The sequence below is a fragment of the Leminorella grimontii genome (assembly GCF_039789245.1).
Classification (GTDB): Bacteria; Pseudomonadota; Gammaproteobacteria; order Enterobacterales; family Enterobacteriaceae; genus Leminorella; species Leminorella grimontii.
In genome coordinates this window covers 1,848,386-1,868,248 of the sequence record NZ_CP146357.1, presented here as the reverse complement: position 1 = coordinate 1,868,248, position 19,863 = coordinate 1,848,386, and the positions used below count along the sequence as shown (strand labels likewise).

The window sequence follows — 19,863 nt, the reverse complement described above, 5'->3', positions numbered from 1 at the left end:
AGTTCTCGGGATGAAAGCGGACCTGCTCTCCGTTTAGACAGGCTATTATGAAAGACAAACTGTGGACAAAAGATTTTTGGGCCATTACGGTCATCAGCTTCATTATTTTCTTCGTGTTTTATATTCTCTTAACGCTATTGCCTATCTATATATCAGACAGGCTGCACGCCACGGCGGATAAAGCGGGTTTGCTGGTGACGCTGTTTTTAATTGCAGCGATTGCCATTCGCCCTTTTTCCGGACTGTGGGTAGGAAAATATTCAAATAAAAAAATTCTGGTTATTTCCTCTTTTGCTTTTCTGATCGTTACGGCGCTATATCCTTTTTGCACCAGCATCGAAACGCTTCTATTTATTCGCGTACTTCATGGCATAACGTTTGGCGTTCTCACGACGGTTAAGGGAACCATCTCCGCCCGGCTTATTCCCCTATCTCGTCGAGGTGAAGGGATCAGCTTTTTCTCTCTGGCGATGGGGCTGGCGATGGTTGTGGGCCCTTGGATTGGCCTAAACATGGCGCGCACAGGCGCATTCTCTTTCGCATTTATGCTGTGCACGGCCGTTAGCGCTATCGGCATTGTTTTAGCGCTCATTATGCGCGTTCCTCTGCTGCATTCCGCCGCGGAGAATGAACACGGCGCGGCCCCTAAAATCAGCTTTAGCGCCATGTTCGATCGCGCCGCTATGCCGTTCGCTATCGTGACCTTTTTTATGACGTTCTCATATTCCGGCGTATCCGCCTTTCTCGCGCTGTATGCCAGAGAGTTAAACCTGATGGAGGCTGCGAGTAACTTCCTGCTGTGCTACGCCGCGCTGCTGATGTTCTGCCGCCTGTTTACCGGTCATATCTGCGATAAAAAAGGGCCTAAGTACGTTATCTACCCCTGCCTGATTGCCTTTACGGTCGGGCTGGCGCTGTTGGGATATGCGCACGACAATATGACGATGGTAATTTCCGGCGCGCTCATAGGCATTGGCTACGGCTCAGTCACGCCGGTGTTTCAAACGCAGATCATCAGCTCCGTTGAGCACCATAAAATCGGCGTTGCCAATTCGCTGTTCTTTAATGCGATGGATGCAGGGCTAGCCATTGGCGCGTTTGTCATGGGGATGACCGTTGAAGGCGCTGGATATCGCGTTATTTATCTTGCGGGCGCCGTGCTGGTGGTTATTGCAGGCATTCTTTATATACGGCAAATGAAGGCGGCGCGTGCGGTAGCGCATGCCTGATGAATTCCTGAGGTCGTCGATAGCGACCTCAGGGCGCTTGGCACTACAGGCTAACCCGATAGCGGGGTCGTTTTTTGCAGGCTTCGCGATAGCTGGATCTCTGACGCACAAAAATCAAGCAGCTTCCTTACGCGGCTCAACGGATGTTCGGGAAGCGCCTCATCGTACTGTCTGTCATCGCTGGGGATCCTATGCAGTTTGCTTTCCCGCAGCCGCGCGAAAAGTTCCTCACCGGAGTTCAGCATTTCCGGCTCTTCCTCATTGAATTCGATTTCCCCTTTGTGGAGCAGAAGGTTTGCAACTATGGCCTCCCGAACGCCGGTAGTTCCCCTCTCCACGTCTTCGACGTTAATTTGAAACAGGGCGTCCTTAAACGGCAGCCAGATAATGCCGACGTAATAGATGCCCAGTGAGCCTGGCGTAGGATCCCGATACTTAAAAATCGCCCGCAGCGCAGGAACCTTCTGAATATTCAGCGTTTCAATGTCTATCAACGCGCCAGAAAGACGTTCCGTTTCGCGTTGCCAATACTCTTTCGCGGCCTCAACGTCGCTTAGGGAGAATGGCCATTCGCAGGCGGGGAAAAGCTGAATTCGCACGGCTTCACGCTGCGGTGCGAACCATGCAATGCTGGCTTCATTTTGATGGTGTAGCTCCCAGCCTTCGGTATTTAACGTAAGGTCCGTCAAGCGGGGCTTTTTTGAACCGAATAGCGAAGAAAAAAATGACAGCACGCGCATCTCCTTAACACAGTAAATTCCTACAAATTATTGTCGCTACTGATGCCTGCGGGCATAGTTACTGGGAATCGCCCCAATGGCTAAAATAAGCAGAATTGAAAAAATACGCGCCCAAAGCCCGCTGTCTATAAGATAATTGATGACCACATGCTCAGCGCCACAAAGCGCCAACGCAAGCAGCCGTGCATACTTCATACCAATATCCCGAAACCTTTTCGCTAGCGTATTGACCCAAACCCAAAATAGTAAGATCGCAACAATGAGGAAAATACACAGAACCTTAAGCGACAGTATTTCATAAAAAGAAACAATAGTAGAAGCTAAGGCTATCTGCGCGGCAACGCAGGCCAATTGATAAATTAAAAACGGCCTTCTGCGCATTTGAGCGTTGCGCAGCCCCAAAAAAGCCTCAGAGAAAACGCGGCGTCCTAGTGTTGGTCTTTCCATAACCATTATTTCTATTCTACCTTTCTAATTAGGAATATAGCGGTGAGAAGCGTTACGCTAAGCGGCTTATGTCGCTCATCTTCTCTTCGTATTTACACTAAATAAAATAAACCTTTGCCTTGGCCGACGGATTTTAAGCTGGCGATAACGGCAGGCGCAATCAAAAAACACCGCCTAAGCTAACTGGGCAACGTTATCGGTGCGACGATCCTTGCCGACTATTGGGACGTGCTGGCTCCGTCGCTGGCCGTCTCTTACGATAAGATCAATTTGCTGGAAACGTTCGGCCCCTATGGCGGGCTGCTCGTCACCTATTTAATGCTGTTGGCCGCATTTCTTTCGGTTGTTATGTGGGAAAGACGATTTTTCCTAAATAAAGCACAGCCGTTAGTGTCCCTTAAGGAGAGCGCGTAATGAATAAAAAAGAGATCGTTCCTGACTATCGCCTGGACATGGTTGGCGAACCCTGCCCTTATCCCGCCGTTGCTACGTTAGAGGCAATGCCTTCTCTGAAACCGGGAGAGATTCTTGAGGTGGTTAGCGACTGCCCCCAATCAATTAATAACATTCCGCTTGATGCGAAAAATCACGGCTATACCGTGTTGGATATTCAACAGGACGGCCCAACTATTCGCTATTTAATTCAGCGTTAATTATTTCCTCCCTTTATTTAAAATAACAAATAGAGGGAGGTTTATTTCCAAACATAAAAACCTTAACAAAATCTTATTTAAATAGAATTAATACAAAAAACATCAAGAACAATAAAAATAATAATTTCAATGACAAACAATCATACCGTTAACATATTTATTTAATTTTCAATAAAGTAAAAAAACAGGCTGACGTCGTTTATAAAAGCTGTTATCTTTCTCAAAAAGCTCCCGCTTCAGGTTTTAATTATATTTATACCATTGCAGATAAATGGAATTTTGATGAAGATATCTAATATAAAAAAGAAGTCTCTATTACTTTTTGTCCTTGTCGTCCTTATTGGTTTTCTGTTTAAAGATAACGTCATTCACGCCTACAGGTCAGTGCTGAAACTCGGCGACCCGGCCAATAGTTCCGAAATAGGACATTACCAGGTTGAAATAGAAGCCAGAAAAATTGATGGCATTAAAAGAAATATTTCATCGCTCACTTACTCAAAGGTCAGCAACACGTTCTTCAGCACGATCAACTTTCCGCCTTCTATCGTTGAATTAAGCAAAGACGGTCGCTTAATCAGAACCATTCCCTTAAATTTCATGAAGGATGCGGAAACCATCGAGCATATTGAAGGCAATATCTTCATCCTGGCAGATGAAAAAGACTATACCATTTACGCAATCGAGCTAGGTGAAGATTCAGAGATAACCGTTCTTAAGAAGCTAAGAATATCTCTGGACAAATCACCGACCAACAGCGGATTTGAAGGCCTCGCCTATTCGCCAACTGACCAAATCCTCTATTTATTTAAAGAAAAGGATCCGATCGTTATCTATAAGGTAAAAGGCTTCTTTGGCTCTGATGATTTACACATTATCGACGACAAGGCGCTCCAAAGTAACTTAACGACGCAGGACATTTCCGCCGCAGACTTTTATGCCCCGAACAACACGCTGCTTATCGCCTCTCATGAGTCCAAGCTCGTCAAAGAGATTTCTCTTTCTGGCAAGGTCATCGACAGAATGTATTTACGTAAAGGATGGCACGGCCTGAAAGAAGACATCAGGCAGGCAGAAGGGCTCGCCATGGATGATAACGGCGACCTGTACATAGTCGGTGAGCCAAACCTGCTGTATAAATTTGTCAAAAAAAGCCGCTAACGCTCACGACAGACGTTAAAACGGCCTGATATAGCTTCGCGCCTGTCTTACCCCGCCAGGCGCTTAGTCCAGCCATTCGGGCCGATTTAAAATATGATCCTGCCAGTCTTCAACTTCACTCTCAGGGACCGCAATATGACGCACGGAAATGCGGGCTGCGTGCATCGCAGACGCTGAGCCGCTAATCAGAGGATGCCACGGCGCCAGCCCCTTCCCTTCGTGTATCCGGCGATAGGCGCAGGTTTCCGGCAGCCATTCGAAGGTCAACAGGTTTTCACGCGTCAGCTTGATGCAGTCCTCTTCCAGCTCGAAGCGGCGTTCGTACTGACGGCAGCGACAGGTTTTTATATTCAGCTGATTGCAGGCGACGTTGGTGAAGTAGATTTCATCCGTATCTTCGTCCATCAGCTTGTGCAGGCAGCACTGGCCGCACCCGTCGCATAGGGATTCCCATTCTTCATCGTTCATTTCAGCCAGCGTCTTGCGCTGCCAAAAGGGGAGCTGATTCATATAGCCTGTATCTCTAACCAAAAGCGTGAACAACGTTAAAAGCGAACGCCCGTAGCGTCAGTACGGGCGTTCGATTTAATACCAATGGCGGGATTATAGCACGCGGCTGTGAATTTCTTTACCGTTAAGAGCGACGGTAAAGCTATCGCCGTGGTTCAGCGGCCCGACGCCGGAAGGCGTGCCGGTTAAGACAATGTCTCCAGGGCGCAGCGTAAAGAAGCGGCTCATATAGGAGATCAGCGGCAGAATGGGCAAAATCATATCCCGCGTATTTCCTTCCTGACGCACCTCGCCATTAATCACAAGGGACAAGGACGCCTGCTGGGCATCGCCAAACTCGCTTACGGGAATAAAGCCCGAAATCGGGCAGGCACCGTCAAACCCCTTGGCCTTTTCCCATGGTTCGCCGGCTTTTTTACACTCGGCCTGTAAATCTCTTAGCGTCAGGTCCAACGCAATGCCGTAGCCGGCAATGGCGTTAACGACCCGGCTTTCTTCCGCATTTTTTAGCGGCAGGCCGATAAGCACGGCCAGTTCGACTTCATGGTGCACAGAGCCAAGCCCATCAGGAATGGCGACCGGCTGACTGATATCGCACAGCGCCGTTTCCGGCTTGATAAATAACAGCGGCTGCACGGGCGCATTGCCGCCCATCTCTTTGATATGATCAGAATAGTTCTTGCCTACGCAAACCACTTTATTTACCGGCAGTTCAAGCAGGTCGCCCTGCCAGTCGCGATGTTGATACATATGCCTGCTACTCCTTTAACGCAACCGTAATCGGTGCGCCTGTTTTATCAGATGTTGTCGCTTATCAACCTGACTCGGCGTCGGCTGAGACTTTTTTATAGATTAAGTTTTGGATAGTAACACTATGCTGCTACCAAAAATCTAGGCCAAGTCTCGCAATTTTCCAAATTGATTCAATCAATAGATTAAAAAACAACCGCTATCGGAGCAGCGCCTCCAGAATGTCTTGGCAACTGGATTCATAGCCGTAGACGGGCAGCGCTCTGGCTTTCTCCTCCAGCGCCTGTGCCGCCTCGCCTGGAGAAGACGAACGCGCCACGCGGCCGACTCCATCGGTTAACTCACCGATGACGTTGGAATAGCAGATGTTATCGTCAAATCGGGCGGAGCCCTTTCCCGCCCAATAGCTCCCGTAGCCAATCACAACCACCGGGACGACAACACTCAAAAAGCCTGTAATACGCAAAATGGGCCTCCTGCCGCATTGGAATTTGTTTTATTTCTTCACTACGCTGTCCGCCAGCATGCCGACGTTAATGCCAAAATAGGTCGAACGATTCCAGTGCATCAGCGTACGAAAGTTGTTAAACACCATAAAGGTTCGCCCCTGCGCGTCGTCTGGCTGAACTATCCAGGCACGCTGCCCGTTGGGGATTTTCGCCGGAGATACGGTCTTAATGCCGAGCTTTTTCCACTGCCCGACCGTTTTGCCGCGCTCATCCTCCAACCCTACCCACTCGGCCTTAAAGTCTTTGGAAACCGTGACCTCTATGCCCCAGCCCTCCTTCGCGTTCCAGCCTTCGGTCGCAAGGTAATTGGCGATAGAGGCAAATACATCGTCCGTGTTTTGCCAAATATCGACCTTTCCGTCACCGTCTCCGTCCATGCCGTATTTCAAAAACGACGTCGGCATAAACTGACACTGCCCCATCGCACCGGCCCACGAGCCTTTAAAACGCTCGGGAGCGATGTGGCCCTGCTGCAAAATCTGCAGTGCGGCCATTAGCTGATCGGTAAAAAAGGCTTCGCGACGTCCGTCAAAGGCCAGCGTGCTTAGTGCGGAAACGATGTCCTCTTTTCCCTGAAAGCGCCCAAATCCACTCTCTGAGCCCCACAGCGCTACAATATAGTTTGCCGGTACGCCGGAACGCTTGCTGACGGCATCCAGCTGCTTTTTATAGTCAACGTACGCGGCGCGGGCGCGCTTTATCTTCGCTGCCGACAGAGAGCGGCGCAGATAATCATCCAAGGTCAGCTTTTTTTCCGGCTGGTTTTGATCCGCCGTGACCACCCGCTTAAGGTAGTAGACGTTAGCAAACGCCCGTTCAACGGTCTGCTGCGTGATGCCCTGCGTCAGCGCTTTTTCCTTTAGCGTTTCGACATAGGCGCGAAACTTCGCCTCTTCTTGAGCCTCTACAGGCGAAGTCGACTGCGCCCAAGCGCAGCTCAAGGCGCTGGCCGCCAGGAGCATTCCCGCGGACAAAAGCCGCGCGGCTGATAGTTTCATCATGCCTAATCCTGAATTCCGTTTTTTATCAGCGGGGTATCCCGCGTTGTTCATCACGTCGGCGCCTTTGGAGTCAAAGTTCGGTTTTCAACAGGCTTTCTACCGGCGGCGGCACCTGCAGGTAAAAACCCTGCTCGGACAGCGCCTGCTTAACGCGCTCGATATCGGCCATCGCCAGCGCCTCTCTTTTGGCAAGATCCAGCGTCATCGCCAGCGTGGGGGGGCCAAACGTTCGCATCAGCTCCTCCGGCACGCGGGAAAAGTCGTCCAGGGATTCGATATAGAGGTAAGTACCCTCTTTTTTACTGCTTCGATAAATAGCGCATCGCATGCGTGTAGGGTTCCTAATAGCCTGAATCATTAAAAAATCGACGGACCGATGAGTCTGAAAGAAGCGACTAAGTGAATCATTTAGTCGCGTAATCTAAACGAATAAACGCGCCCACCGTTTGATTCACTGCGAATTAATTCTTTCATCGGCTTGCCTAGATATGCCGCTAACTATAACATGCTGCCATATATTGGTGTATTTTACAGATACGGCTCTATTTAACGATGATTGAGCCCAACTTGAGTCAGAATCGATGTCACAATCGCCCGTTGAATTGAAAGGCAGCAGCTTTACGCTGTCAGTTGTCCATCTACATCATTCAGAGCCCGACGTTATTCGCGAGGCGCTAACGGAGAAGGTCAAGCAGGCGCCGGCATTTTTACAAAATGCGCCCGTCGTGTTAAACGTCGCCACGCTGGAGCCGGGTGCAGACTGGCTTGCGCTTCAGCGCGCCGTGAGCGAGGCGGGCCTTCGCGTCGTGGGCGTCAGCGGCTATCAGGGCGATGAGCAAAAGCAGGCGATTCAGTCAGCAGGCCTGCCGCTTCTGACCGAAGGGAAAAGCCCCAAGGCGTCAAAAGCGGCGGCAGCGGCCCCTATTCAACCCCCGTTGGCAAAAACTCAAATCATCGATAAACCGATTCGCACCGGGCAGCAAATTTATGCCCGCAACAGCGATTTGATCGTGGTAAGCCACGTCAGCGCCGGCGCTGAGCTGATTGCCGACGGCAATATCCACGTTTACGGCACGATGCGCGGCCGCGCCTTGGCCGGCGCCAGCGGCGACTCTGGCTGTCAGATATTCTGCACACAGCTGGCTGCCGAACTGGTATCTATCGCGGGCCAGTACTGGCTGAGCGACCGAATACCAAAAGAATTTTATGAACGCAGCGCCAGACTGTTTTTAAAATCAAATATACTCACCATTGAACCACTAAATTGAAGCCCTTTTACAAGGAACACGCTATGGCACGTATTATTGTTGTTACTTCCGGTAAGGGTGGCGTTGGTAAAACTACCTCCAGCGCGGCCATTGCTACCGGTTTAGCACAAAGAGGTAAGAAGACCGTCGTTATCGATTTCGATATCGGACTACGTAATCTTGATTTGATCATGGGATGTGAACGCCGTGTCGTGTATGACTTTGTCAACGTAATCCAAGGGGACGCGACGCTGAATCAGGCGTTAATCAAGGACAAGCGTACTGAAAACCTGTACATTCTGCCGGCATCGCAAACGCGCGACAAAGACGCGCTGACCCGCGAAGGCGTGGAGAAAGTGCTGAACGAACTCGACGAGATGGGTTACGACTTTATCGTCTGCGACTCTCCGGCCGGTATTGAAAGCGGCGCGCTGATGGCGCTCTACTTCGCCGACGAAGCGGTGATCACCACCAACCCGGAAGTCTCCTCCGTTCGCGACTCAGACCGCATTCTGGGCATCCTTGCCTCTAAGTCTCGCCGCGCAGAAAACGGTCAGGATCCGATTAAAGAGCACCTGCTGCTCACCCGCTACAACCCCGGACGCGTTACCCGCGGCGATATGCTGAGCGTGGAAGACGTGGTTGAAATCCTGCGCATTCCCCTGCTGGGCGTCATTCCGGAAAGCCAGTCCGTGCTGCGCGCCTCGAACCAGGGCGAGCCGGTCATTCTGGATGCGGAATCCGACGCGGGTCAGGCTTACTCTGACACCATCGACCGCCTGCTGGGCGAAGAAAAACCCTTCCGCTTTTTAACCGAAGAGAAGAAAGGTTTCTTAAAGCGTCTGTTTGGAGGGAACTAAGACATGGCACTGTTAGACTTTTTCCTGTCGCGTAAAAAGCAGACGGCCAACATCGCCAAAGAACGCCTGCAGATTATCGTGGCCGAACGCCGCCGCGGCGACAGCGAACCGCACTACCTGCCGCAGCTCAAGCGCGATATTCTTGAGGTTATCTGTAAATACGTGCAGATCGACCCTGAAATGGTTAGCGTGCAGCTGGAGCAAAAAGGCGACGACATCTCCGTGCTGGAGCTGAACGTGACCCTGCCGGAAGCCGAAGAGAAGCGGAGCTAAATCCCCTTTTCTCTTTTACTAAATGGAAAAAACGCCGTTTATTGCTTGTTGAATAAACGGCGTTTTTTATTCAGGCGTCATTTATCCCCGCCAACAGCGCCCGATAAATATCCGCATTCTCCTGCTCAAAGCAGACAACGTTCACCTTCTCAATCGCCGGATTGTCGGCAAGCGCATCAAAAATCGCCGCCAGCGCGATTTCCGCCGCCGCTTCTTTTGGGAAACGATAAATGCCGGTGCTGATATTGGGGAAAGAGACGCTGGCTATGCCAAGCGCTTTCACCCGTTGAAAACAGCTGCGATAGGCCTTTTGCAGCAATTCGGCCTCATTTCTTTGCCCGCCGCTCCAGAACGGCCCAACGGTGTGGATCACGTATTTAGCGGGCAGCTTTCCCGCCGAGGTGACAACCGCTTCGCCCACATCGCACTTGCCCTGGCGCGCGATGATTTTGCGGCATTCGTCGAGGATCTCCTTCCCGCCGGCTCGGTGTATGGCGCCGTCAACGCCGCCGCCGCCCAAAAGAGAGGTATTCGCCGCATTCACAATCGCGTCAGCGGCGATAAGGGTGATGTCGCCTTTCAGGACGTGGATTTTCTCTTTCATAGGGTGATTACCTTAACGGGGCTACTGCTGCTGCGCCATAAACGCCCTCAGCCGCTCTCCCATCAGCTCGCCGCGCCAGCCTTGCAACAGCTCGGGCGTACACGTTTCCTCACGGGACTGCCAGTAGGACTTCAGCAGCTGGTTAATCTGCCGGCGGGAGGCCAGCAGCTCGGCATTCAGGCCGCACTCCGTTGAAATCGTCTGAACGAGCGTCTTAATCTCTTTAAAGACCCTTTTATAGTTCGGGTAGTCAACGATGCGGATAATCCTTTCGGGCAGTTCAGCGTCGTCCAGCGCCGCGCCTTCTGCCGCCAGCTTTAACAGAGTGCGCCCGTGAAAGCGGATCTCTGGCCCGCTCAGACCAAGCGACTCCAGCTCGGACATCGACGTCGGCTGACGTTTCGCCACCTGCCAGAGGCTGTCTTCTCGTACGACAAAATTGACCGCCATATCGCGCTCGCGCGCGTAGTTCAAGCGCCACGCGGCCAGCAGCTTAAGTACGCCCAGCTGGCGCTCGTCCAGCTGCCAGGCGTTGTTGATTTCAAAGTAGGCCGCGTCAGGACTGAGCGTTTCGCCGCGGCGGGCGCTCATCATGATGCACTCGTCCTCTGCCGCAGCCAGCCAGCCTCGCTCCTGCGTTTCGTTTTGGATCTTTTCAGCGATCGGCAGCAGGTAGTAAACGTCGGCAGCGGCATAAACACACTGCTTCTCCGTGAGCGGCCTTGCCAGCCAGTCGGTGCGAGATTCGCTTTTGTCCAGCTCAACGCCCAGATACTCGGCCACCAGCGTGGCGAATCCGGTAGACAGCGGACGCTGGTTAAACGCCGCCAGCACCTGCGTATCAATCATCGGATCCGGCATCACGCCGAATTCATGTTGGAACACTTCCAGATCTTCGCTGCAGGCGTGAAGATACTTAATCACCTGCTTATTGGTCAGCAGCGCGACGAACGGCGACCAGTCTTTAATATTAAGCGGATCAACTAAAGTGACATTGTCACCATCATACAGCTGTATCAACCCCAGCTGAGGGTAATAGGTTCGGGTGCGGACAAACTCGGTGTCCAGCGCAATAAGCGACTTCTGGGAAGCGCTGTCGCACATGCCCTTCAGCTGTTCATCGGTCGTAATCAGTTGATAGTTCAAAACGGTTCTCTTTTATAGAATTTCTTAACTACAACGCCGGATAATCCGGCGCTATGAATAGATAAATACGCAGAGCGCTATGCCGCCCTACTTGTCGTCTTTAGGCTTCATCGCCTCGTCGCGCAGCGCCTTGCGCAGAATTTTGCCCACGTTGGACTTCGGCAGCTCTTCGCGAAACTCGATAATCTTCGGCACCTTGTAGCCGGTGAGCCCTTCACGACAGTGCGCCAGCAGCTCTTCGCGCGTCAGGGATGGATCTTTTTTCACCACGCAGATTTTTACCGTCTCGCCGGAAACCTCGTGCGGCACGCCGATGGCGGCCACCTCCAGCACTTTCGGATGGTGGGCCACGACGTCTTCGATTTCGTTGGGGTACACGTTAAAGCCGGAAACCAGAATCATGTCCTTCTTGCGATCGACGATTTTCATAAAGCCCTGTTCATCCATCACCACGATATCGCCGGTCGCCAGCCAGCCGTCTTTCAACACTTCTCGCGTTGCTTCCGGGCGCTGCCAGTATCCTTCCATCACCTGCGGCCCCTTTACCCACAGCTCTCCGGCTTCACCTTTAGCAACGTCGTTGCCGCTGTCGTCCACCAGGCGAACCTCGGTCGATGCGACGGGAAGACCGATGCTGCCGCTGTATTCTTTCAGGTCGTAGGGGTTACCCGCCACCAGCGGCGAGCACTCCGTCAGGCCGTAGCCTTCAAGCAGGTGCGTGCCGGTGAGCTGGTGCCAGCGCTCGGCGACGCTGCGCTGCACTGACATACCGCCGCCGACGGTAATGTGCATGCGGCTGAAGTCCAACTCGCGGAAGTCTTCATCATTAAGCAGGGCGTTAAACAGCGTGTTTACGCCGGTCAGGGCCGTAAACGGATAGCGGGAGATCTCTTTCACCATGCCCTTTAAATCCCGCGGGTTAGTGATAAGCAGGCTACAGCCGCCGATTTCCATAAACAGCAGGCAGTTCACCGTAAGGGCGAAGATGTGATAAAGCGGCAGCGCCGTCACCACCATCTCGCCGCCGACGGTCAGCAGCGGGCTGTAGTTGGCACACGCCTGCGCCATATTAGCCAGCAGGTTGCGGTGGCTCAGCATGGCGCCCTTAGCGACGCCGGTCGTTCCGCCGGTATACTGCAACAGCGCCAGATCGTCATGGCCCAGCTGCGGCTTGACGTACTGCTGGTGGCGACCTGTGCGCAGCGCGCGGCGAAACGACACCGCGCCGGGCAGGCTGTATTTGGGCACCAGCCGTTTAACGTATTTCACGACAAAGTTGACCAGCGAACGTTTGCCCACGGCGAGCTGATCGCCCAGGCCGGTCAAAATAACGTGCTCAATAGCGGTGTTCTTAACCACCTTATCCAGCGTGTGGGCAAAGTTGGAAACGATGACGATGGCCTTGGCGCCGCAGTCGTTTAGCTGATGTTCCAGCTCCCGCGGCGTATAGAGCGGGTTTACGTTAACCACCACCAAGCCTGCGCGCAGCACGCCAAACAGCGCTATCGGATATTGCAGCACGTTGGGCATCATCAGCGCGACCCGATCGCCCTTTTTCAGGCCCAGCGTATTTTGTAAGTAGGCGGCAAAGGCGCGGCTGCGCTTTTCCAGCCGGCGAAAGGTCATCACCTTGCCCTGATTGATATAGGCAGGCTGATCGGCAAAGCGCCTGACCGAGTTCTCAAACATATCCGCCAGCGAGTTATAGCGATCCAGATTGATGTCCGACGGAACGTCTTTGGGATAGCGAGATAGCCAGATTTTTTCCAATTTTAACTCCTTTACGACCGCGTCCTTTTCCCGTTGTTATTCTCATCGGAAAGGCTAAGAGCGCGCCACAGTGCAATATTTATTCAGGGCTTAATGCAATAACAATTCTATTCTCGACCCGGCAGCTTCTTCCAAGCCACTTCGTTACGCAGATAAACGGGTTCTATGCGATCCGCCGGCAGCGTTTCGCCTCGCTGCCAGCGCGCCAGCGCCAGAGGCAGCATATCCTGCGCGTGGGGAAACAAAACGCCACCGTCCCGAAGCCTGGCCGGGCTGCCGTTCCCCATATCGGGATACGTTTGCCAGCCGGTGCCGACGGTCGCCCACTCGCCGCCGACGGCGCTCAGCGACTCGCTCACGCTCAAGGGAGCAAGTACGCTTTCACCGCCAACGGCCAGCCATTCGCCCTGCGCCGAGCGCTCATAGCGCCCCCAGTAAACTTCGCTCATGCGGGCATCAATCGCCGACAGCACTCGCGTTGCTCCGCTAATGCGGTAAGCGCCCTGCGCCATGGTTTCCAGCGTTGACAGGCCAATGACCGGCAGCTCAGCACCCAGCGCCAGCCCTTGCGTAATGCCAATAGCAATGCGTACGCCGGTAAAGCTGCCGGGGCCATGACCAAACGCCAGAGCGTCAAGGTTTTGCAGCGTCAGGCCGGACTCATCAAGCGCCTGCTGCACCATAGGAAGCAGGCGTTGGGCATGTTCACGCGGACACTCGGCATAAACCGAATGAACCTCGCCGTCGTTCCAAACGGCGACGGAACAGGCTTCAGTAGCAGCGTCAATGGCCAGAATTCGTGTAGACATAGAAAACCTCAGGCAGGACCTTCTTTTTGAATATAACTAAAGTGGGCAATAGTATCATATAGGCACCATTCGCCTCTATTTATCGTCATTCGACGGCGTTCCCTGCTTTAGAAAAGCCATCGCTTTGTCCAAATCGCGCGTGCGCGGCGCCGGCGGCAGGCTATTGAGGAAGATTTCGCCGTAGGGGCGCATCACCAGGCGATTATCGCAAATGACAATCACGCCGCGATCGGTTGTGTCGCGAATAAGCCGCCCTACGCCCTGCTTAAGGGTAATGACCGCGTCGGGAAGCTGAACCTCTTGAAACGGATCGCCGCCGCGCAGCCGGCAGTCCTCAATGCGCGCCTTAAGCAGCGGATCGTCCGGCGCGGTAAAGGGCAGCTTGTCGATAATCACGCAGGACAGCGCATCGCCCCGTACGTCTACCCCTTCCCAGAAGCTGTTGGTCGCGACCAGCAGCGCGTTGCCCGAAGCGACAAACTCCGACAGCAGCTTGGCTTTGCTGGTCTCTCCCTGCATCAGAACCGGCAGCGTCATGGTTTCACGAAAGACCTCCGTCAGGTCGCGCATCATCTTGTGCGACGTACAGAGGAAAAAGCAGCGTCCGTCGTTGGCCTCAATCAGCGGGCGCAGCATGTGAGCCAGCTGCTTTGCGCCGTTGAACTGATTGGGGGACGGCAAAAAGCGCGGCACGCATAAGAGCGCCTGGTTGGCGTAGTCAAAGGGGCTGGCCAGCAGCAGCGTCTCCGACTTGGTCAACCCCAAGCGCTGGTTGAAGTGCTCCAGCGACTCATTGACCGACAGCGTGGCGGAGGTAAATATCCAGCTACCCTTTTTGTCCTTCATCACTTCCTGAAACTTTTCCGCGACCGACAGCGGCGTCAGCGCCAGAATAAAGTGGCGGGCGCTGCACTCATACCAGTAGCTGTAGCCGGGGATCGAGACGTCCTTCAGGCGGGTTAAGCGCGAACGGTAAAGGGTCGCGCGTTCGAAGGCGGCGTCCAGCAGGGCCGAACGCCCAAGCGCCATTTTAATGACGTCGTAACACAGCGTCAGCGCGTCGTCTACCAGCAGCAGCGCCCGTTGAACCGAAGCCTGCTCAAGCAGGTCTCGCAGGTTGCCGCGAAAGCCCGGATCGCCGAGCGCCAGCCTAAAATCCTGCGTGCTTTGCGTCAGGCGATCGGCGCTCTTTTGCAGTTGCGCCATGTCCCGCACTTCCGTGCGATAGGCGATAGTGATGTCTTTGGCCAAGTCCATCAGCTGGCGGCTGGAGAGCTGCTGGCCGAAATACTGGCTGGCGATGTCCGGCAGCTGGTGCGCCTCGTCGAAAATCATCACGTCGGCGTCGGGGATAAGCTCGGCAAAGCCGGTCTCTTTCACCACCACGTCGGCTAAAAACAGGTGATGGTTAACCACCACCAGATCGGCCTCCATCGCTTTACGCCGCGCCCTGACCACGAAGCACTCTTTGTAGTTGGGGCAGTCGCCGCCCAGACAGTTGTCGTTGGTGCTGGTCACCAGCGGCCAGATGAAGCTGTCTTCCGCCACCTGCGTGCAGGTGCTGATATCACCGTCTACGGTGCTGGAAGACCAGCGTCTAAGCTTGACGAGATCCTTAAGCGATGCGTCGGACAGCTCGCCGCCGGTCATGCTCTGCTGCTCCATGCGCTCCAGGCACAGGTAGTTGGAGCGCCCCTTAAGCAGCGCCAGCTTGCCGCTAAACTCCAGCGCGGTAGCGACCGTCGGCAAATCGCGGGCGAACAGCTGGTCTTGCAACGCCTTGGAGCCGGTCGAAACGATGACCTTCTTTTTAGAACGCAGAGCAGGAACCAGATAGGCGTAGGTTTTACCGGTGCCGGTGCCGGCCTCAACCACCAGCTCCTGGCCCTTTTTTATAGCCGTCGTGATGGCTTTCGCCATTACCCGCTGGGGTTCACGCGGCTTGAAGCCGTCAATCGCCTTGGCCAGCGCGCCTTTGGGAGAGAAATCGTCCGTCAAATCAGTTGTCCGTCATTGTGGCCGCCATCGTATGACGGAAAGTAAAAAACAAAACTGTCGACTATTATGCCAAGGCTCCCCACCTATCACCACTCGGATTTCCATTTCCACTGCTTTGATATCGCGAGTTCTTGTGAAAATGTATTCCCGCGGGCGGTTATGTTAACCTCTCGCCCTATCCGTTTTCTAAACCGAATATGTAGAACGGTTTTATTGTTGAACTCACCCTTCAGGAGCAATGCCCTATGACTCTCGAACGCATCAACCCGGCCAAGCGCTGGTCGGACGCCGTGGTTTATAACGATACGATTTACTACACCAGCGTGCCGGAAAATCTGGACGCCGACGCCACCGAACAAACCGCCAACGTGCTGGCCGATATCGACAGAATGCTCGCGCAGCTAGGGTCGGATAAAACCCGCATTATCGATGCGACCATATTTCTGGCCGATCGCCGGGACTTCGCCGCGATGAACGCCGCCTGGGACGCCTGGGTCGTCGACGGCAAGGCGCCGGTGCGCTGCACCGTTGAGGCGGCGCTGATGAATGCGAAATATAAGGTGGAAATCAAGATTGTTGCCGCCCGCTGAGCAGCCGAACTTATATTAATGACGATGGCCGGAAGACGTTAATCCTTCTTTCGGCTTTTTGTTTTTAGGCGAGATACAGCCGTTTTCTAAACAGAGACAAATAGACAACAAGATCGGATAAAACATAAAAATCAATGTGATAAGCCAACAACAATTCACAATTCAAATCAATGAGGCAAAAATAGAATTAAAAATAGAATATTTCACCAAACAGCGACGGCATAACGATCTATTAGGAATATTCGGCCTGACTAAGGCAGAAAATATGACCTAAGAGATTTATTAATATCAATAAGATAGCCCCTTCGCTCCCCCGTCTTAAAATTGACACGTTACAACGCGTTATTTTTAATAGCTGCCACAGTAAAAGCAGACTTCATGGTCCAAGAGCCCCAAAAAGTCTCTCTGCGTCGTCAAAAAGATAAGGGACTACGATTTTGAAACGCTATCTAACCACTACTCGCCTATTCCTCACTGTAGGCTTAAGCTATATTTTATTCGCTACGTCAACTCAAGCAACGGTGATTTATCATTATCCCGTGTGGACAGGCTCTACTGACAATGCGGGTACCTGCACTTATAGTCTATCCGATCTTGCGCCACTATCAGTACCGAGAACGCTGGTTGTTGATAACAACCTGCCTAACGATACTGAGTTGTTCCACTGGAACTACAGTGAGTTTGTACCCAATATAAGCGGGTACTGTATGCCTAATGGTGAAAGATTAGGCAATAGCAGCGATATGGCTGTCCTTTCGACGTCTCTCCTTCCTCAATTTGGAGCTTTTGAGACCAACGTTCCTGGAATTAGGCTAAAAATTTATTACACGTATACTGACCGTGGCGTGGGAAAGGACGGCAACACGGAGACAACGCGATGGTATCATGACGGCGCTCTACTACCAGGGACAACGCCTCTTAATATTGAATACCTGTGGGAAGGGGCTTATTTCGGAAGCCACTTTGCCCCCGACGGCAACATGGTACCTATGCCTAAGACTAAATATTCTTTTTCTCAGACGGCTAATCGGATCGGTTATTCCCTTCGCGCCGTATTAGTTAAAACGGGATATGTGACGTATACCTCAACACCATTATCACTTCGGGCAGGCGTATTCTTTGGCAATAATAAAGATGGCTGGACTTCGGTTCCCAACCTTATTGGCAGTGGGGGCATTACCATCGTTCCCCCTTCCTGCCGCCTGAAAGGCGCGACCGACTATACTATTGACATGGGCCGCTGGCTCCATGCCGGCCCCAGCAGCCTCCAGCCTGGTCTATCTCTGCCAGTCAATGGCCTTGCCAAGCCCGTCAACATCAACCTTGAGTGTTCCAGCAAGCTGAACAACGTCTATTTCCGATTTGAAGACGCGGGCACCTCTCCGTTGAGCAATAATAATATTAGTTTGTATGACAGCGGTGGTACCAAAATCGACGGATTAGAAATCGAAATGCTGTACCGCGGTAATCACCTCAACGTGGATAATTCTTCCAAAACCAATGTCGGCCCGCAGGGTACGATAAATACGAGCCCTGCGGATACCCTCTTCAACAGCCAGTCCATCATCCCCTTCACTGCCCGCTACGTTCAGCGCAGCGCGATTAAAAAAGGCGGCGCCAGCTATACCGGGCCGGTCACCGGAAAAGTAAATATGTACGTCACCTATCAGTAATGACCGCACCGTTGGCGGCGCTCCAGTCGCCAAATCCAAAGCGTCTCAAATCTCAACTGTTCCGTGAAATTCAGGGAAATAATTCACCAACAATTCGCAGTTCAGAATATTTCAATGATGTTACAAATCAAAAAAGATCAATTCGCTAAAAAATAATAACATCACGATCTAATCATTAAACAAAGCCATTTAGAGGTAGAAAAAATACCCCTTGTCATCTATCAATATCAATAAGATAGAATCATTGCACTTCCTCTAACAATTGACACGTTGACTAAACGCTATATTTTAACCGCCATACCAAAGGCTGGTTCTATAAGTCAAACAGGCGGAAAATTCCACAGTTTTCGAATGGATATAAACGCTAAAACACGCATTAATTCTCAGAGTAAAATTTAAAGCTCCGCAGCAATAGCCGGCCTCAATTAAAGCAACGCTCAGTAATACCTTCGGAACCTTCAGCAAAGGGACAGGAAATAATGTTGAAATCTCATTTTAAAGCGGCTTATACGCTAAGCGTTATTGGGCTATGCTACTTTTCATTTAGCTTTTCGGTTCAGGCTTTAACGCTAGTGCACTATCCCCAGTGGGTTGCTGGCGGAGCGGCTAGCGGCACTTCCGGCACCTGTTATCACACTCTTCCTGAACTGGCCCCTCTCTCTGTGACAAGAACGCTTGTCGTAGATAATCACCTACCGGTAGGTAGCGAACTTTTTCATTGGGGATACGGTGAATTTATTCCCAATATTAACGGTTACTGTATTCCGAACGGCACTAATAACGTTTCGTCTTACGGTCGTTTTTTCACCGTATTGGCGGGAAACGCTTTCGCCGATGCCAACGGTGCTTTTGCGACCTCCATACCTGGTATCGGAATAAAGTTTTTTATAACCTATACGTCAAGAGGCGTTAGCGCCTACCGCCCCGCAGCCTCATCCCAAACGAGCCGTTTAGTCAGCTATGCTGGCTGGATCCCGGCTTCAACGCCTATCAATATCGAATACCCTATAATGAATAGCAATGGTTCGGGCGTTTGGTTTTATACCGACGTTACTACCACCTCACCAGCAACGCATCACTTCTCACAACAGGCTAATAACGTAGGTTATTCTATCCGCGCCGTGTTGGTGAAAACGGGCAATATCACTTATACAACCACACCGCTATCTATTCCCCAATCGGCTGAGTTTAAGGCGATAGATCTTGGAAATACGACCAACCTTCCAAACCTTATCGGCGGCGGCGGAATAACCATTGTTCCCCCTACCTGTAGATTAAAAACGCCAACTGACTATGCTATCAATATGGGCCGCTGGGTACACAGCGGCCCTGGCAGCCACCAACCCGGTATTGCTCTCCCTGCCTACGGCGTGGCCAAACCTATCAACATCAACCTTGAGTGCTCAGGTTCTCTGGACAACGTCTACTTCCGATTTGAAGACGCAGGAACTTCACCGCTGAGCAACAAAAACGTCAGCTTGTATGACGGTAGCGGCACCAGAATTGACGGACTGGAAATCGAAATGCAGTACGGCGGTAGTCGAATTAACGTGGATAATACAACCAAGACCGATGTAGGCGCCCATGGCACAGTCAAAACCAATCCGCAGGATTTCTCCTTCAACAGCCAATCCACCGTCCCCTTCACCGCCCGCTACGTGCAGCGCAGCGCGATTAAAAAAGGCGGCGTCGGCTATACCGGGTCGGTGACGGGCAAGGTGAATATGTACATAACCTATCAATGATGATGGCATCGGAGGCGGCGAGTTTGCCGCCAACCGTCAGACATTAAATTAGAGTAGAACGGAACGATCAAGGCAATATACCACCAACAATTCAACATTAAAAACAATGAGATAATTTTTTTATTAAAAACAAGATATTACTCCAAACGGC

Annotated in this window: 21 protein-coding genes and 1 pseudogene; 10 read left to right on the top strand and 12 right to left on the bottom strand. The window is 52.2% G+C overall.

Annotated elements, in window-relative coordinates; translation table 11 throughout:
• Positions 1-47: 47 nt before the first annotated feature.
• Positions 48-1,229, top strand: coding sequence for an MFS transporter (locus tag V8L73_RS08860; RefSeq protein ID WP_347254664.1), 1,182 nt, complete (start codon positions 48-50; stop codon positions 1,227-1,229).
• 50 nt (positions 1,230-1,279) lie between these two features.
• Here the strand turns inward: V8L73_RS08860 and V8L73_RS08855 are convergent, their stop codons facing one another.
• On the bottom strand, positions 1,280-1,963 hold the full coding sequence (locus V8L73_RS08855; RefSeq protein WP_347254663.1) for a hypothetical protein: 684 nt from the start codon (positions 1,961-1,963) through the stop codon (positions 1,280-1,282).
• Between the two features lie 42 nt (positions 1,964-2,005).
• Positions 2,006-2,416 carry a hypothetical protein gene (locus V8L73_RS08850; RefSeq protein ID WP_347254662.1) on the bottom strand — a complete coding sequence of 137 codons (411 nt, stop codon included), beginning with the start codon at positions 2,414-2,416 and terminating at the stop codon, positions 2,006-2,008.
• A 183-nt stretch (positions 2,417-2,599) separates the two neighbouring features.
• On the opposite strand from V8L73_RS08850, the pseudogene V8L73_RS08845 reads away from it, so the two are divergent.
• From V8L73_RS08845 to V8L73_RS08835, 3 genes and pseudogenes are all read left to right on the top strand, one after another.
• Positions 2,600-2,830: pseudogene (locus V8L73_RS08845) on the top strand (hypothetical protein); the annotation flags it as partial.
• Positions 2,830-3,069: a sulfurtransferase-like selenium metabolism protein YedF gene (gene yedF / locus V8L73_RS08840; RefSeq protein WP_347254661.1), complete on the top strand. Its 240-nt coding sequence runs from the start codon at positions 2,830-2,832 to the stop codon at positions 3,067-3,069. The pseudogene V8L73_RS08845 and the gene yedF, both read left to right, overlap by 1 nt.
• A gap of 282 nt (positions 3,070-3,351) precedes the next feature.
• Positions 3,352-4,227: an SdiA-regulated domain-containing protein gene (locus V8L73_RS08835; RefSeq protein ID WP_347254660.1), complete on the top strand. Its 876-nt coding sequence runs from the start codon at positions 3,352-3,354 to the stop codon at positions 4,225-4,227.
• 63 nt (positions 4,228-4,290) lie between these two features.
• Here the strand turns inward: V8L73_RS08835 and V8L73_RS08830 are convergent, their stop codons facing one another.
• The 5 genes from V8L73_RS08830 to V8L73_RS08810 all read right to left on the bottom strand — a co-directional run bounded on the left by V8L73_RS08830 (position 4,291) and on the right by V8L73_RS08810 (position 7,325).
• On the bottom strand, positions 4,291-4,737 hold the full coding sequence (locus tag V8L73_RS08830; RefSeq protein WP_027273318.1) for a YcgN family cysteine cluster protein: 447 nt from the start codon (positions 4,735-4,737) through the stop codon (positions 4,291-4,293).
• A 93-nt stretch (positions 4,738-4,830) separates the two neighbouring features.
• Positions 4,831-5,487 (bottom strand): fumarylacetoacetate hydrolase family protein, encoded by a 657-nt coding sequence (locus V8L73_RS08825; protein ID WP_261831039.1) that lies wholly within the window; start codon positions 5,485-5,487, stop codon positions 4,831-4,833.
• 199 nt (positions 5,488-5,686) lie between these two features.
• Positions 5,687-5,935 carry a hypothetical protein gene (locus tag V8L73_RS08820; protein WP_347254658.1) on the bottom strand — a complete coding sequence of 83 codons (249 nt, stop codon included), beginning with the start codon at positions 5,933-5,935 and terminating at the stop codon, positions 5,687-5,689.
• A gap of 48 nt (positions 5,936-5,983) precedes the next feature.
• Complete coding sequence (locus tag V8L73_RS08815) at positions 5,984-6,994, bottom strand: lytic murein transglycosylase (protein ID WP_422655625.1); 1,011 nt, start codon at positions 6,992-6,994, stop codon at positions 5,984-5,986.
• A 73-nt stretch (positions 6,995-7,067) separates the two neighbouring features.
• Positions 7,068-7,325 (bottom strand): YcgL domain-containing protein, encoded by a 258-nt coding sequence (locus V8L73_RS08810; RefSeq protein ID WP_347254656.1) that lies wholly within the window; start codon positions 7,323-7,325, stop codon positions 7,068-7,070.
• Positions 7,326-7,578: 253 nt separating this feature from the next.
• Between V8L73_RS08810 and minC the strand changes: the two genes are divergently transcribed.
• The 3 genes from minC to minE are packed head-to-tail and all read left to right on the top strand — an operon-like array spanning position 7,579 to position 9,377.
• Positions 7,579-8,265 carry a septum site-determining protein MinC gene (gene minC / locus V8L73_RS08805; protein ID WP_027273322.1) on the top strand — a complete coding sequence of 229 codons (687 nt, stop codon included), beginning with the start codon at positions 7,579-7,581 and terminating at the stop codon, positions 8,263-8,265.
• A 23-nt stretch (positions 8,266-8,288) separates the two neighbouring features.
• The gene (gene minD, locus V8L73_RS08800) at positions 8,289-9,104 is read left to right on the top strand and encodes a septum site-determining protein MinD (protein ID WP_027273323.1); all 816 of its coding nucleotides are present in this window, start codon (positions 8,289-8,291) and stop codon (positions 9,102-9,104) included.
• Between the two features lie 3 nt (positions 9,105-9,107).
• Positions 9,108-9,377, top strand: a complete 270-nt coding sequence (gene minE / locus V8L73_RS08795; protein WP_027273324.1) for a cell division topological specificity factor MinE — start codon at positions 9,108-9,110, stop codon at positions 9,375-9,377.
• A 70-nt stretch (positions 9,378-9,447) separates the two neighbouring features.
• Here the strand turns inward: minE and V8L73_RS08790 are convergent, their stop codons facing one another.
• The 5 genes from V8L73_RS08790 to V8L73_RS08770 all read right to left on the bottom strand — a co-directional run bounded on the left by V8L73_RS08790 (position 9,448) and on the right by V8L73_RS08770 (position 15,704).
• Positions 9,448-9,981, bottom strand: coding sequence for an O-acetyl-ADP-ribose deacetylase (locus V8L73_RS08790; RefSeq protein ID WP_347254655.1), 534 nt, complete (start codon positions 9,979-9,981; stop codon positions 9,448-9,450).
• A gap of 21 nt (positions 9,982-10,002) precedes the next feature.
• Positions 10,003-11,127 carry a ribonuclease D gene (rnd, locus tag V8L73_RS08785; protein ID WP_347254654.1) on the bottom strand — a complete coding sequence of 375 codons (1,125 nt, stop codon included), beginning with the start codon at positions 11,125-11,127 and terminating at the stop codon, positions 10,003-10,005.
• A gap of 87 nt (positions 11,128-11,214) precedes the next feature.
• On the bottom strand, positions 11,215-12,897 hold the full coding sequence (gene fadD, locus V8L73_RS08780) for a long-chain-fatty-acid--CoA ligase FadD (protein ID WP_347254653.1): 1,683 nt from the start codon (positions 12,895-12,897) through the stop codon (positions 11,215-11,217).
• A gap of 107 nt (positions 12,898-13,004) precedes the next feature.
• A complete protein-coding gene (gene tsaB, locus V8L73_RS08775; protein ID WP_027273328.1) occupies positions 13,005-13,706 on the bottom strand; it encodes a tRNA (adenosine(37)-N6)-threonylcarbamoyltransferase complex dimerization subunit type 1 TsaB in 702 nt (233 codons plus the stop codon).
• A 75-nt stretch (positions 13,707-13,781) separates the two neighbouring features.
• Positions 13,782-15,704: an ATP-dependent DNA helicase gene (locus V8L73_RS08770; RefSeq protein WP_347254652.1), complete on the bottom strand. Its 1,923-nt coding sequence runs from the start codon at positions 15,702-15,704 to the stop codon at positions 13,782-13,784.
• Positions 15,705-15,949: 245 nt separating this feature from the next.
• Between V8L73_RS08770 and V8L73_RS08765 the strand changes: the two genes are divergently transcribed.
• From V8L73_RS08765 to V8L73_RS08755, 3 genes are all read left to right on the top strand, one after another.
• On the top strand, positions 15,950-16,294 hold the full coding sequence (locus V8L73_RS08765; protein WP_027273330.1) for a RidA family protein: 345 nt from the start codon (positions 15,950-15,952) through the stop codon (positions 16,292-16,294).
• Positions 16,295-16,731: 437 nt separating this feature from the next.
• Positions 16,732-17,967, top strand: a complete 1,236-nt coding sequence (locus tag V8L73_RS08760; protein ID WP_347254651.1) for a fimbrial protein — start codon at positions 16,732-16,734, stop codon at positions 17,965-17,967.
• A 479-nt stretch (positions 17,968-18,446) separates the two neighbouring features.
• Entirely contained in the window at positions 18,447-19,712 is a 1,266-nt protein-coding gene (locus V8L73_RS08755) for a fimbrial protein (protein WP_347254650.1), read from the top strand.
• The last annotated feature ends 151 nt before the right edge of the window (positions 19,713-19,863 follow it).

Excerpts from the sequence above, each read along its gene's own strand:
- V8L73_RS08860 (WP_347254664.1), top strand. The coding sequence starts at position 48 with ATGAAAGACAAACTGTGGACAAAAGATTTTTGGGCCATTACGGTCATC.
- V8L73_RS08850 (WP_347254662.1), bottom strand. The coding sequence starts at position 2,416 with ATGGAAAGACCAACACTAGGACGCCGCGTTTTCTCTGAGGCTTTTTTG.
- yedF (WP_347254661.1), top strand. The coding sequence starts at position 2,830 with ATGAATAAAAAAGAGATCGTTCCTGACTATCGCCTGGACATGGTTGGC.
- V8L73_RS08835 (WP_347254660.1), top strand. The coding sequence starts at position 3,352 with ATGAAGATATCTAATATAAAAAAGAAGTCTCTATTACTTTTTGTCCTT.
- V8L73_RS08830 (WP_027273318.1), bottom strand. The coding sequence starts at position 4,737 with ATGAATCAGCTCCCCTTTTGGCAGCGCAAGACGCTGGCTGAAATGAAC.
- V8L73_RS08825 (WP_261831039.1), bottom strand. The coding sequence starts at position 5,487 with ATGTATCAACATCGCGACTGGCAGGGCGACCTGCTTGAACTGCCGGTA.
- V8L73_RS08815 (WP_422655625.1), bottom strand. The coding sequence starts at position 6,994 with ATGAAACTATCAGCCGCGCGGCTTTTGTCCGCGGGAATGCTCCTGGCG.
- V8L73_RS08810 (WP_347254656.1), bottom strand. The coding sequence starts at position 7,325 with ATGCGATGCGCTATTTATCGAAGCAGTAAAAAAGAGGGTACTTACCTC.
- minC (WP_027273322.1), top strand. The coding sequence starts at position 7,579 with ATGTCACAATCGCCCGTTGAATTGAAAGGCAGCAGCTTTACGCTGTCA.
- minD (WP_027273323.1), top strand. The coding sequence starts at position 8,289 with ATGGCACGTATTATTGTTGTTACTTCCGGTAAGGGTGGCGTTGGTAAA.
- minE (WP_027273324.1), top strand. The coding sequence starts at position 9,108 with ATGGCACTGTTAGACTTTTTCCTGTCGCGTAAAAAGCAGACGGCCAAC.
- V8L73_RS08790 (WP_347254655.1), bottom strand. The coding sequence starts at position 9,981 with ATGAAAGAGAAAATCCACGTCCTGAAAGGCGACATCACCCTTATCGCC.
- tsaB (WP_027273328.1), bottom strand. The coding sequence starts at position 13,706 with ATGTCTACACGAATTCTGGCCATTGACGCTGCTACTGAAGCCTGTTCC.
- V8L73_RS08765 (WP_027273330.1), top strand. The coding sequence starts at position 15,950 with ATGACTCTCGAACGCATCAACCCGGCCAAGCGCTGGTCGGACGCCGTG.
- V8L73_RS08755 (WP_347254650.1), top strand. The coding sequence starts at position 18,447 with ATGTTGAAATCTCATTTTAAAGCGGCTTATACGCTAAGCGTTATTGGG.